12 protein-coding genes and 1 pseudogene are annotated in these 12210 nt (G+C 63.4%); 9 read left to right on the top strand and 4 right to left on the bottom strand.

The features are described 5' to 3' along the window. On the top strand, positions 1–269 hold a 269-nt coding region (locus EOB80_RS23425), incomplete at its 5' end, for a 2-oxo acid dehydrogenase subunit E2 (RefSeq protein ID WP_206516835.1). A 115-nt stretch (positions 270–384) separates the two neighbouring features. Continuing rightward, on the top strand, positions 385–753 hold the full coding sequence (locus EOB80_RS23420; protein ID WP_127330021.1) for a hypothetical protein: 369 nt from the start codon (positions 385–387) through the stop codon (positions 751–753). A gap of 29 nt (positions 754–782) precedes the next feature. Here EOB80_RS23420 and EOB80_RS23415 read toward each other — a convergent pair whose 3' ends face one another. Then, positions 783–1754, bottom strand: coding sequence for a sugar-binding domain-containing protein (locus EOB80_RS23415; protein WP_127330019.1), 972 nt, complete (start codon positions 1752–1754; stop codon positions 783–785). A 259-nt stretch (positions 1755–2013) separates the two neighbouring features. On the opposite strand from EOB80_RS23415, the gene EOB80_RS23410 reads away from it, so the two are divergent. The 6 genes from EOB80_RS23410 to EOB80_RS23385 all read left to right on the top strand — a co-directional run bounded on the left by EOB80_RS23410 (position 2014) and on the right by EOB80_RS23385 (position 9063). Continuing rightward, complete coding sequence (locus EOB80_RS23410; protein ID WP_127330017.1) at positions 2014–3000, top strand: ABC transporter substrate-binding protein; 987 nt, start codon at positions 2014–2016, stop codon at positions 2998–3000. Positions 3001–3087: 87 nt separating this feature from the next. Beyond that, positions 3088–4791 (top strand): iron ABC transporter permease, encoded by a 1704-nt coding sequence (locus EOB80_RS23405; protein WP_127330015.1) that lies wholly within the window; start codon positions 3088–3090, stop codon positions 4789–4791. Next, complete coding sequence (locus tag EOB80_RS23400) at positions 4779–5858, top strand: ABC transporter ATP-binding protein (protein WP_127330013.1); 1080 nt, start codon at positions 4779–4781, stop codon at positions 5856–5858. Before EOB80_RS23405 ends, EOB80_RS23400 begins: the two co-directional genes overlap by 13 nt. After that, positions 5858–7024: an MBL fold metallo-hydrolase gene (locus EOB80_RS23395; protein WP_127330025.1), complete on the top strand. Its 1167-nt coding sequence runs from the start codon at positions 5858–5860 to the stop codon at positions 7022–7024. The genes EOB80_RS23400 and EOB80_RS23395 overlap by 1 nt, the downstream gene beginning before the upstream one ends. Beyond that, the gene (locus EOB80_RS23390) at positions 7021–7779 is read left to right on the top strand and encodes a 5'/3'-nucleotidase SurE (protein WP_127330011.1); all 759 of its coding nucleotides are present in this window, start codon (positions 7021–7023) and stop codon (positions 7777–7779) included. The genes EOB80_RS23395 and EOB80_RS23390 overlap by 4 nt, the downstream gene beginning before the upstream one ends. Positions 7780–7887: 108 nt before the next feature. Further along, entirely contained in the window at positions 7888–9063 is a 1176-nt protein-coding gene (locus EOB80_RS23385) for a DUF930 domain-containing protein (protein ID WP_127330009.1), read from the top strand. Here EOB80_RS23385 and EOB80_RS23380 read toward each other — a convergent pair. Beyond that, a pseudogene (locus tag EOB80_RS23380) lies at positions 9060–9290 on the bottom strand (HAD family phosphatase); the annotation flags it as partial. The gene EOB80_RS23385 and the pseudogene EOB80_RS23380 sit on opposite strands and share 4 nt — an antisense overlap. 180 nt (positions 9291–9470) lie before the next feature. Between EOB80_RS23380 and EOB80_RS23375 the strand changes: the two are divergent. Next, entirely contained in the window at positions 9471–10622 is a 1152-nt protein-coding gene (locus tag EOB80_RS23375) for a DUF930 domain-containing protein (RefSeq protein WP_127330007.1), read from the top strand. A 4-nt stretch (positions 10623–10626) separates the two neighbouring features. On the opposite strand, the gene EOB80_RS23370 is transcribed toward EOB80_RS23375, so the two are convergent. Then, positions 10627–11301: an HAD family phosphatase gene (locus EOB80_RS23370; protein ID WP_127330005.1), complete on the bottom strand. Its 675-nt coding sequence runs from the start codon at positions 11299–11301 to the stop codon at positions 10627–10629. A 95-nt stretch (positions 11302–11396) separates the two neighbouring features. Continuing rightward, positions 11397–12038: a hypothetical protein gene (locus EOB80_RS23365; protein ID WP_024503716.1), complete on the bottom strand. Its 642-nt coding sequence runs from the start codon at positions 12036–12038 to the stop codon at positions 11397–11399. Positions 12039–12210 lie beyond the last annotated feature (172 nt).

Raw genomic sequence — 12210 nt, 5'->3', positions numbered from 1 at the left:
AGTATCAGGGCGGCACCACGGCGGTGTCCAACCTCGGCATGTTCGGCATCAAGGATTTTGCTGCCGTCATCAACCCGCCGCATGCGACCATCCTAGCGGTCGGCGCCGGGGAGGAGCGGGCGGTGGTCAAGAACGGCGAGATCAAGATCGCCACGGTGATGTCGGTGACGCTGTCGACCGATCATCGCGCCGTCGACGGCGCCCTGGGGGCTGAACTGCTGGTCGCCTTCAAGCGCCTCCTTGAAAATCCGATGGGCCTGCTGGTCTGATCCATCAAGCAGAAGCCGGCGCCGAATGATGCGCCGGCTTACGACAGAAACGACTTGTCAGGCGCCGACCCTTGACCCATGTTCTATCTGGATTGCGATCCAGGGAGGCCAAAATATGCCTGCATTCGACCCGTCTGACGTCAAAACCCTGTTCGGCAAGGTCATGGGCGCGTCGCCATCCGACATCAAGCTGGTGGCGCAGCGCCTGCACGACCACGCCTTCGAGCCGCGCATGTCGGCGGACGAGACCAGGCAGCTCGTCGCCAGCCTCGGCTATGACAGCCTGGAGGCGTTCTGCGCCGACATCGGCTTGCCCACGCACATCGCCGAGCGGTGGAGCCGTTTTGGCGTTTCCGGCGAGATGAAGCAGGTGTTCACGCTGTTGGCGGCGCAGCGCAAGCGGGTGGCCGAGGCGGTCGCCGAATTCGAATCCATGACCCATGTTGGTGTCGAGGATTTTTTGCGCGAGCGCGGGCTCATTTAGCGGGAAACACCGGAGCCAGTCGAACCGGCTCAGCCGCCCTTGGCAAGCAGCGCCGTGGCGGTATCGCTGTCGGTGATCAGCACGTTGGTGTCGACGGCTTTCAGCGCGGCGAGGATCGCCGCGACCTTGCGCTTGCCGCCCGCGGCAAGAACGACATTAGGCACGTTGCTGACCACATCGAGATCGATGGCCATGACGCGGCTGTTGACCTCGTGGTCGACCAGTCCGCCGGCGGCATCGACGAAATAGCACAGCATGTTGGCGACCGCGCCCTTCGCTTTCAGCGGAGCGATCAGCGATGACGGCACGATGCCGTGCCGGAAGATGGTGGCGTCCGGCGACATGTCGCCGACGGTGAGCAGCGCGATGTCGGCGGTCGCCGCGCGTTGGCGCACATCCTGCAGGGCCGGCTGTGCCCAGAGGAGATCACGCAGCGAGGAATTGTCGACCGTCACCGGCGCGGTGATCTGGTAGCTGTCGACCTCGAAGACGTCTGCGACCTTGGCTGCGACGATCGATGGATTGATCCATTGCGAATGCGGCAGGCTGCCGACGAGCGCCACCACGCAGGCACGCTTCAACTGCCGGCGGGCAAGGAAGCCGAGGCTGGCATGCAGGGTCGCGCCGCCACCGATCGCCAACGTCATGCCGTCCTGCATCTGCTCGCCGAGATAGGCCGCGACGGCGTGGCCGATGGCCTTCTCCAGATGGTCATGCGCCGAAGGCGTCGGGATGACGACGGCGGCATTCAGACCCCAGCGCTTTTCCAGCTCCCGCTCGAGCGCCACCTGTCCGGCGGTCGGCGCGTTGATCATGGTGACGACGATGCCTTCGGCGGTGCACGAGGCCAGGGTACGCATGACCTTCACCCTGGAGACATCGAGCTTTTCGGCGATCTGTTCCTGGGTGAAACCTTCGACATAGTAGAGCCATGCCGTCTTGACGGTAAGGTCCGACGAGACCATCGGCAGGCGAGCCTGTCTGGGTTTTTCTGTGGTCATCGGTTCCTGTCCCTCATGAGCCGTGGCCTGCCCGGTGCTCATCAAGGAAACACCGGCCGGATGTCAACTGATGCCGGATCTTCGGCGTGTCGATTGTTGCACATTTCTGTTCATTTGTAATTGACATCGTACATATGAACATATTTTGTGGGTTTCACGCGCAGTGTCATCCACCAGTCATATGCGCCGTGCAGGGAGGAAGAGACGGGGAGCCGGCCAGAGCCGGACCGGTCATGCACAGACAAGACAGGAGGTCTCATTGAAGACGCACTTCATCAAGCTGCTGGCCAGCCAGCTGGCACTCGCGGCAACTTTGTTTGCCGGGGTGGCAAACGCCGAAACACTGACGCTCTACACGTCCCAACCAGAAGCCGACGCGGCCAAGACCGTGGATGCCTTCAAGAAGGCACAGCCGGGTATCGATGTGAATATCTATCGCTCGGGAACGAGCGATATCCTGACTAAGATGGCGGCCGAGTTTGCCGCCGGCAGCCCGCAGCCCGACGTGCTTCTGATCGCCGATGCGGTCTCGATGGAGCTGTTGAAGAAGGACGACCGGCTGCTGCCCTATCCCGAGGCAAAGCTCGAAGGCATCGAAGCGGATGCCTATGATGCCGACAAGACCTATTTCGGCAGCAAGCTGATCACCACCGGCATCGTCTACAACACCGCTGCGGCCGAGAAGCCGCAGCATTGGGCAGATCTCGCCAAGCCGGCCTATGCAGATGGCCTGGTCATGCCGAGCCCGCTCTATTCGGGTGCCGCCGCCTACCTGCTTTCAGGCTTCGTCGGCGACGCCGATTATGGCTGGGATTTCTTCCAGAAGCTGAAGACCAACAACACCGTCAGCGTGCGCGGCAATGGTGCGGTGCTGAAGTCGGTGGCCTCGGGCGAGAAGCCCTATGGCATCCTCGTCGACTTCATGGCGATGAACGCCAAGAAGAAGGGTTCCCCGGTCGAGTTCGTGTTCCCCTCGGAAGGTGTGCCGGCAGTGACCGAACCGGTCGCCATCATGAAGACCGCCAGGAATGTCGATGGCGCCAAGAAGTTCGTCGACTTCATTCTTTCCGATGACGGCCAGAAGCTTGCGCTTTCGATGGGCTATCTGCCGGCGCGCGCCTCGGTCGGCCGCCCCGAATGGCTGCCGGAAGGCGTCAAGGTCAAGGTGATGTCGTTCGACACCAAGGCAATCGTCGCCAAGACCGACGCCGACAAGGCGAAGTTCTCGGAACTGTTCGGCGGCTGAGCCGGCAATCCAGTCGGCATGCCCCCCTAGCGGCATGCCGACTGCGAAACCCGAGCGCATCGGCTGATCGATCCCAGGAAAGCAATCATGTCAACACGGATCAGGGAAAGCCGGGGCCAGGAAATGGTCCTGACGGCGGCGGTGGCCATCGTCATCGTCCTGCTTTCGCTGCTGCCGATGCTGCGCCTGATCAAGGAGATCGTGGCACCCGGCGGCACGCTGTCGGCCGTCGCGATAAAGGCGGGGCTCGCCAGTCCGGCGACCTGGGTCGCCACCTGGCACACACTGGTCGTCGGTATCGGCGGCACCCTGCTTGCGGTGTTGTCGGGTACGCTGGTGGCCGTCCTCGTCACTCTGACCGATATCCGCGCTCGCAGCGCCATGGTGCTCTGTTACGTCATGCCCTTGATGATCGCGCCGCAGGTGACGGCGCTGGCCTGGCTGCAATTGTTCGGCCCGGCAAGCCCGTTCCTCAAGCTGTTCGGGGCGGCACCGCCGCTCGGTACCAGGAATCCGCTCTATTCGACATCGGGCATCATCCTGCTGCTCGGCGTGCAGTATGGCCCGCTGGTTTTCCTGCTGGTGCGCGCCGGCCTGCGCAAGCTGCCGCGCGAGCTGGTCGAAGCGGCGCGGGCGGGCGGCGCCGGCTGGTTCACCGTGCTGGTCACCATCGTGCTGCCCTTGATGACGCCGTCGATCATGGCGGCCGCCGCACTCGCCTTCGTCTCCTGCGTCGGCAATTTCGGCATTCCGGCCTTTCTGGGCATTCCCGCCAACTATCTCGTGCTGCCGACGCTGATCTATCAGAAGCTGGCCGGCGGCGGCCCCGCCGTCCTCGGCGAAACCGCGTTCCTGTCGGTGCTGATCGGCATCATCGCCATGGCCGGTATCCTTGCCCAGGAGATCATGAGCCGCCGCCGCGACTATCGCATCAGCTCCACATCGCTTTCGGCCGAGCCATACGAACTCGGCCGCTGGCGGCCCGCCGTGCAGGCCGGCATGTGGCTGCTGATCATCGTAGTGCTGTTCCTGCCGCTGTTCGGGCTGGTTCTGACATCGCTGGTGCCGGGCTACGGCATCGCGCTCACCGCCAAGACGGCGACGCTCGACAATTATCGCTTCGTGCTGTTCGAGCATGACGCGGCCGGCCGCGCCTTCTTCAACAGCTTCTGGCTGTCGATCGCGGCGGCCTTCTTCGCGGTCCTGGTTGCCGTGCCGATCGGCTATCTGATCGCCTGGGGCAAGCAGCGCTGGGTGCGGCTGCTCAATCTGTCGGTGGAACTGCCCTATGCACTGCCCGGTGTGGTGCTGGCCATCGCCTCGCTGCTCATGTTCCTGCGGCCGATCCCGCTGACCGGCATCCAGCTCTACAACACCGTCTGGATCATCCTCTACGCCTATCTCGCCCGCTTCCTGGTGCTGGCGCTGCGGCCAACCATCAGCGGCTATCACCAGATCGACCGGGCGCTGGAGGAGGCTGCGCAAGTGGCCGGCGCCGGGCTGTTCACGCGCATGCGCACGATCATCTTTCCCTTGGTGGCACCGGCGGCGATCGCCGGCGGCCTGCTGATCTTCATGACGGCACTGAGCGAACTCACCGTTTCGGCGCTGCTGTGGTCGTCGGGCTCGGAAACCATCGGCGTGGTGATGTTCTCCTTCGAGCAGGGCGGCGATTCCAACTATGCGGCGGCGATGTCCGTCATCACCGTGGCGGTCACCTTCGTGCTGATGCTGGTCACCAATCTGCTTGCCCCCTACCTTCCGACCGGAGTGCTGCCATGGCGCGATTGAGCCTGGACAATGTGACCAAGAGCTTCGCCAATTTCGACGCCGTCAAGGACGTGTCGATCGACGTCGCCGACGGCGAGTTCCTGGCGGTGCTCGGCCCTTCCGGCTGCGGCAAGACGACGTTGCTGAGGCTGGTGGCCGGATTCGAGAAAGTGACTTCGGGCGAAATCCGCATCGGCAGCGAGGTCGTGTCGGGCAAGGGCGGCAGCGTCGCGCCGGAAAAGCGGCGCGTCGGCATCGTCTTCCAGAACTATGCGCTGTGGCCGCATATGACGGTGGCCGAGAACATCGGCTATTCGTTGAAGGTGGCGAAGCTCGATAAGGCCGTCGCCCGCCGGAAGGTTGAAGACGCACTGGCCCTGGTCAATCTGCAAGGGCTGGGCGATCGCCGGCCGGCCAATCTTTCCGGCGGCCAGCGCCAGCGCGTGGCGCTGGCGCGCTGCCTTGTCGCCGCGCCCTCGCTGGTGCTGTTCGACGAGCCGCTGGCCAATCTCGACGTGCATCTGAGGGCATCGATGGAGGACGAGTTCGCATCCTTCCACAAGCGCACCGGCACCACCATCGTCTACATCACCCATGATCAGGCCGAGGCGATGGCATTGGCCGACCGCATCGCGGTGATGGATGGCGGGCGCCTTGCCCAGCTGGCGACGCCGCGCGAGCTCTATCATGAGCCGGCAAATGAAATGGTCGCATCCTTCATTTCGCAAGGCATTTTGCTGCCCGCGGATGTGTTGAGCGCGGAAGAAAGAGGCCACTGCAAGGTCCGGGTTCTCGGCGCTGAACTGGTTGTCCGCTGCCGGCCAGGCCAGCGGCCGCGCGCTGGCGCCAAGATCTGCTGCCGGTCGGCCGATCTCGACGTGTCGCCGGACGGTCCCGGCTTCGATGGCCTGGTCAAGCGGGTGATCTACCAGGGTGGCTCGGCGCGCATCGAATTCACGCCTTCGACCAGTCCCGATCTCACCTTGCATTTCGAACAGCCCGACCCGGTTGTGCTGGAGAGCGGAGCCCAGGCGCGTCTGCGGATACGGTCCGGCTGGCTGATCCCGGCGGCGGGGGCGGCATCGTGATGATGCTCGACCTGCTCGGCGGCTTTGGCGAAAAGGGCCGCACCAGCCTTGCTGTCAGCAGCGGCAAGGATCGCATCCTGCTCGACGTCGGCATCAAGGTTGGCGCTTCGGGCGCGGACTACTATCCGGCGCTGAACGGGTCGGTCGCCGATATCGACGCGCTGTTCGTCTCGCATGCGCATGAGGATCATGTCGGCGCGCTGAGCTGGCTGCTGTCGCGCGGCTATGCCGGCCGGATTTTCATGACGGCCGAGACCCGCAATGAGGCGCCTGCCACGCTCGCGGGCTATGCTGAGCCCGAGGATTTCAGGCGGTTCCCTTTTCCCGAAGACCGCATCGAATTGTTCGAACCCGGCGATACGCTGAAGAGCGGAAATCTCACGATCCGGACGGGACGCTCGGGGCATGTCGTGGGCGGCGTCTGGTTTGCCGTGGACGATGGCGAGAGCCTCGTCGCCTATTCGGCCGATGTGGTGCCGGACAGCAATGTCTTCGTCATGGATACGATCCCGCACTGCGACCTGCTTGTCCTCGATGCTTCCTATGGCGCCGATCCGGTGCCGGGGGCGGCGCGTGCGCGTGAAATCTCGCAATGGGTGGCGAGGCATTCGGACGGGTGTCTTTTGCCGACGCCGCTCTCGGGTCGGTCGCTGGAGCTGATCGCGGCCTTGCCTGGGCCGTTCGCGATCCATGCCGGCATGCGTTCGTCCCTGGAAGCGCAGATCGGCGCCACGGCAGCCTTGTTGCCGGGTGTTTGCGCGTTGCTGCGCCGCCGCTTGCAGGAAGCAGCCGACTGGGCCGATGCTGATCCCCTGCCGTCCACGCCGTTGCTGGCGGATGACGGCATGGGTGAAGCCGGCCCGTCGTCGCGCCTCTTGCCGCGTGCCGACCATTCCGGTTTTCCGGTGCTGCTTACCGGCCATCTGCCGTCAGGCTCGCCGGGCGATCTGTTGCACAAGGCCGGCCGGGCGGACTGGGTGCGCATGCCGACCCATCCGACGCTGTCGGGCAATGTCGACATCTGGGAGAAGGCCGGCCGTCCCGCCGCACTCGGTCATTCCTGCACGCCGGACCTTCTCGGCGATCTGCAAACCCACATCCCGTCGCTGCGCACGCAATGCCGCACCGGCCAGCGCATAGTGGTGTCGGAGGCAAGAAAACGATGAGAATTCTGATCTGCAACGACGACGGCATCGAAGCGCCGGGGCTTGCCCGTCTGGTCAATGCGGCCGGCGCGTTGAGCGACGATGTCTGGGTGGTCGCGCCCGACGGCAAGCGCATCGCTGCCGGCTCGTCATTGACGATTGCCAGGCCATTGACCATGCGGCGCGTCAAACCGAACTGGTACTCCTGTTCCGGCACCCCGGCCGATTGCGTGGTAAGCGCCATGACCTGGCTGTTCGCCGATTCCGGGAAGCCGGGCCTTGTGCTGTCGGGCGTCAACGATGGCCGCAACGTTGCCGAGGACCTTGCCTATTCCGGTACGCTCGGCATTGCGCGGGAGGCGACGTTCTGGGGCGTTCCAGCCATCGGCTTCTCACGCGTGAAAAATCCTGATTTCACCGATGGCGACGACCAATGGCTTGGCGCGCTAATCGCCTCGTTGTGGCAATCGCGCGCAGAATGGGCGACGGAGGGTCATTGGCTGAGCGTCAACCTGCCAACGGCGCTGCCGGCCGAAATCCGGCAGCCGCGCATCGGTCGCGACAAGATCGCCCGCAAGGCCGAGATCGTGGAAAGCGATGGCGATCGCACTATCATCACGGTGCCGCGCGGTCGGGCCCATGACAGCCAGCCGGGTGACGAAAACGAGGCGATCGATGCCGGCTTCATCAGCATCAACCGGCTGAACTGGTTTGGCGAGACACGGCTGGACGAACGGTTTCTGGACGGGATCCCGCGCCAGCGGCAAACTGGCTGACCTGGGGTCTGCGCGTCGTCATCCGATCACCAACCTGTCAGCGGTTAAATCAAGCCAATCCACCACCTATGCTTGAAGCCGCCGCTATTTCATTCCACATCGGTGAGGATGAAGGGCGAGACAGGAGAACGGCGGCGGCATCTGCTGTGGGCTTTGCCCGCATCGCTGATCCTGCATGCGCTCATCGCGGCGTTTCTGGTCTATGGCCTGCCGAGACCCGAGCAGCAGCCGGTTCAGCAGGAACAGCCCGTCAATGTCGCGATCGTGCCGCCACCCGAGAAGCCCAAGCCGAAACCTGCTCCAAAGCCACCTGAGCCGACACCTGAAAAGAAGGCTGAAAAGCCGCCTGAACAAAAGCCGGCTCCGGAACCGCCGAAGCCGCCAGACGACCAGGTTCTGAAGCGCGTTTTCCAGTACGGCCAGAAAGATACCGGGCCGGAGAAATCGCTCGACGGAAGCAGCGCTAAGCCCAGCACGCCGTCGCCGGCCAAGGATGAGGCGGCGAAGCCGCCTGTAGCACCGACACCCGCGCCAACCCAGCCCGCCCCGCCTGCAACGCCACAGCAGAAGGCAGAGCCCAGCAAGTCTGACGAGAAGCCAGCCACCGCTGCGCCGGACGAAAAGCCCGCGCAAAGCGAGGAGAAGCAGGCGACCGAGGAAACCGACAAACAGCAGCCGGACAAACAGGAACCCGCACCGCAACCCGCCGAAAAGCAAGCCGTCGTGACGCCAAAGCCATTGGCGGCTGAGATCGGCGACAAGCCGGCGCCTCCAGCCTCGACTGGAAAGGCAAAGCCCAAAGCCAAACCTGCCAAGACAATGACGTTCAAGCCCGCAAGAGCTTTCAAAGCGCCGATCGGGAATGCTGGAAGGTCAAATCCCACCAACGACGACGTTGCAGGATCACCGATCTATTCCGGCCTTCCGGGCGTCAGAAAGCTTTACTCGCAAGGGGCAACCGGCAATGCGTTCGCTACAAGCTCCATGGAGAATGTGCCGCGCGGTCAACGCGTGGCCACCCTTTGCGGCAATGTCCTCAGCCGGGAACTGCAAAGTGCCGACTATACGGTCAAATGGGTGCCAACCATTACGCTGGACAAAGGCAATGTTCTCAATCCTCCGCAGGCCGCCTTCAGCACCAGAAACGCCTGGTACAATCTGAACTTCCGGTGTGAAGTCGACCCCGATGCGACGAGGGTCCTGTCCTTCAATTTCCGTGTGGGGTCATTGGTCCCGCCTGGCGAATGGGCCAGTCGTGGATTCGCCAAGTATCCGCTGAATTAGGCCGGCACGCCAAGCCCGGACAATTGCCGGCTAACTTCTTGCCAGTCGGCGCAGACGAAATCGGCACCGGCAGCCGTCAGGCGCGCAGCGTGCTCGGCATAGGTATGGCCGCCACCGGTGTAGCCGATCGCGGTCATGCCGGCGGCGACCGCGCCCTGAATGCCGAAGGGCGAGTCCTCGATGACGATGCAGTCGGCCGCATTGGCGTCCATCCTGGTGGCGGCGAACTGGCTGATCCCAGGTCATGATGGGCCGGATCGTGGGCCGCCGCTTGTTGCGTCGCCCAGCACCTTGGTCGGGCTACCGCAGGGTATAATGATCCAAATCGACAAGCTGTCAGAGGCTAGATTGCGCAAATCCAATGCCTATGCTTGAAGCCGCCGCTATTTCATTCCACATCGGTCAGGATGAAGAGCGAGACAGGAGAACGGCGGCATCTGTTGTGGGCTTTGCCCGCATCGCTGATCCTGCATGCGCTCATCGCTGCGTTCCTGGTCTACAAATTCCCGGCGCCTCCCCAACAGCCGCAGCAGGAACAGGCGGTAAACGTCGCGCTCGTGCCTGCGCCCGATCAGCCAAAGCCGAGACCCCCGCCGGCGCCGCCCCCAAAGGAGCCCAAGGCCGAAAAGCCGCAGGAAACGAAGGTTGAAAAACCGCCCGAGCAGAAAGTCGAAAAACCACCTCCGCCGGAAAAGCGACCTCAGAAGCCCTCGCCAGTTGAGGTTTTGAAGCCTGTTTTTCAGTTCGGCGACAAGGATACCGGCCCCAGGAAATCCCTGGATGGGGGCAGCGCTCTAGACAACTCGCCGTCACCGGCCAAGGATGCTTCGAAGCCGCCTGTCGTGCCGAAGCAGGCGGAGAACCAATCCGCCACTCCGGTAGACTCCGAGGGCCGGCCAGATTCAACCAAGGCCGACGAGAAGCCGGCAACCGCGGCGAAGGACGCCGAGCCCACACAGGAGACGCAGGCAGCTTCAACCGAGGAGATATATAAATCACAAGCAGCCAAACAGCAGGCGGAGAATCAGGCGGCGCTCGATGCCGCCAAGCAACGGGGCGCGGCACCAGCGCCTTTGGCTGCCGATGGCGGCGGCAGCGAGATCGACCTTCCCACATCAGCCGATGCGCCGAAGCCCAAACCCACAAATGCGCCGAAGCCCAGCCCCTCAAAGCCCGAGAAGTCTGCATCTCGGAACGCTTCGGGCCTCCCGGGCGTCCGCAAGCTCTATTCACAGGGCGCTACCGGCGATGCGCTGGCCACGACCTCGAAGGGCGGCGTGCCTCGCGGCCAGCGTGCCGCCAAACTTTGCGCCAGCGCGTTGCAGCAGCAACTGCTGGACGCCTCGTATTTCCCCGAGTTGATCCCAAGTGTTCCGCTGAAGGTCGGTAATATCCTCGACGCCCCGGATGTCGCCTTCCGCACGACAACCACATGGTACCATCTGGGCTTCCGGTGCGAGGTCGACACCGGTGCGACGAGGGTCTTGTCCTTCAATTTCCGTGTCGGGCCAGTGATCCCGGCCGACGAATCGGTGCGCCTTGGACTGCCTGTTCGCTGACAGATTAGGCCGGCACACCGAGCCCGGCCAATTGCCGGCTAACTTCTTGCCAGTCGGCGCAGACGAAATCGGCACCGGCAGCTGTCAGCCGCGCGGCGTGCTCGGCATAGGTATGGCCGCCACCGGTGTAGCCGATCGCCGTCATGCCTGCGGCGACCGCGCCCTGGATGCCGAAGGGCGAGTCTTCGATGACGATGCAGTCAACGGGATTGGCGCCGATCTTGTCCGCCGCGAAGAGGAAGATGTCCGGCGCGGGCTTGCCGTTCTTGACCATCGAGGAGCTGTAGATCGCGTCGCCGAAGAAACGCACCAACCCGGTCACGGCAAGGCTGTGGTTTATGCGCTCAACGGAGGAGGACGAGGCGACACAGCGGTCGCCCGCAAGCGTCTCCAGAAACGCAGTGATTCCCGGTGTCGGCTTCAATTCCTGCGAGAACAGCACCTTGGTCTCGGCCCAGATGTCGCCGTCCGCCGTCGCCGGAAACTGGTGGCCGGTCAATTCCTTGATCCTGGCGATGATGTCGGACTGCTTCATGCCGATGCATTGGGCGATGATGCTGGTGTTGACGCCGGGCATGCCGTGCTTTTCGTAGACGCGCTCATAGGCGCGGGCGGCCAGAGGCTCGCTGTCGACAAGAACGCCGTCGCAATCGAAAATAATAGGCCTTGGTCGCGCCACGCGTTTCCCTCTCGAGTCAATTTTCGCACATCGCTATCGGCAAAAAGTCAAATGTTCAATAGCGCGTGCGTTTTTGGGGGGCGTGAAGAGCGGGCTCAAAGCTGGCGTAACGCATCGCTCGCACGGGAAGACCCGAGCGCCCGTTGCATGGCTTGCCGGGACTGCGCGCGATCCGGGGTGATCCAGTTCGGTTCGGCGCCGAGAAAGCGGTCGAGGAAAGCCACCGCATAGGCCGGCATCTCGGTCACATTCTCGCGATAGGACCACCATGTGCGCAAATCGTCGGCGCATTTGTCGATGCCGGGGGCGGTGCCGAATTCCTGCTCGTGGATCGCCGAAATCACCGAGACGCAGTAGTTGGTGTAGAGGAAACCCTCCGGCCAGAAGCGGACGATTTCCAGCGTGCCGGCGTTCGTTTCCGTCTCGATCAGCTGGGTGAGGCCGGAGATTTCTTTTGCCGGCGCCTGTTTTATCAACTCGCGCAGCACGAGGCCGGCGGCAAAGACGATGAAGTCAGCGCGGTCGATCGCGGCGAAGCGCTTCTGCGCCTCCATGATCTCGACCCAGTCGAGAAAGGCCCTGGTGAGCTTAGCCTCGTCGATCTCGAAGCGCACGCCGAACGTGTCCGAGACCACCTTCGCGCTGCCGCGAAAAGTGGCGCGGAACCAGCGCAGCTGCCGCAGCCGATGGCGAAGATCGGGCATCAAGGCCAGTTCGTCCCTGAAGGGCAGATCCATCTTCCTCGTATCCTGTTTCCCGGTCAGCCTAGCACAATGGCGCCACGGCCGAAATCGGTCAGCGTCCCTGTGGATGACCGCAGCCGAGGTCAATATCATACATATTGACATTCTCGGAAACAAATGTTCTCACTTTGCTGTTGTCACGCGCCGGTCCAAGGTGCGGTTCAAC

The sequence above is a fragment of the Mesorhizobium sp. M7A.F.Ca.MR.245.00.0.0 genome (assembly GCF_003997415.1).
Lineage (GTDB): Bacteria > Pseudomonadota > Alphaproteobacteria > Rhizobiales > Rhizobiaceae > Mesorhizobium.
This window is presented reverse-complemented; position numbering and strand designations above follow the sequence as displayed.

Bases quoted from the DNA above. Each gene is read 5' to 3' on its own strand.
- EOB80_RS23375 (WP_127330007.1), top strand. From the start codon at position 9,471: ATGAAGAGCGAGACAGGAGAACGGCGGCATCTGTTGTGGGCTTTGCCC.
- EOB80_RS23405 (WP_127330015.1), top strand. From the start codon at position 3,088: ATGTCAACACGGATCAGGGAAAGCCGGGGCCAGGAAATGGTCCTGACG.
- EOB80_RS23390 (WP_127330011.1), top strand. From the start codon at position 7,021: ATGAGAATTCTGATCTGCAACGACGACGGCATCGAAGCGCCGGGGCTT.
- EOB80_RS23395 (WP_127330025.1), top strand. From the start codon at position 5,858: ATGATGCTCGACCTGCTCGGCGGCTTTGGCGAAAAGGGCCGCACCAGC.
- EOB80_RS23365 (WP_024503716.1), bottom strand. From the start codon at position 12,038: ATGGATCTGCCCTTCAGGGACGAACTGGCCTTGATGCCCGATCTTCGC.
- EOB80_RS23420 (WP_127330021.1), top strand. From the start codon at position 385: ATGCCTGCATTCGACCCGTCTGACGTCAAAACCCTGTTCGGCAAGGTC.
- EOB80_RS23385 (WP_127330009.1), top strand. From the start codon at position 7,888: ATGAAGGGCGAGACAGGAGAACGGCGGCGGCATCTGCTGTGGGCTTTG.
- EOB80_RS23415 (WP_127330019.1), bottom strand. From the start codon at position 1,754: ATGACCACAGAAAAACCCAGACAGGCTCGCCTGCCGATGGTCTCGTCG.
- EOB80_RS23400 (WP_127330013.1), top strand. From the start codon at position 4,779: ATGGCGCGATTGAGCCTGGACAATGTGACCAAGAGCTTCGCCAATTTC.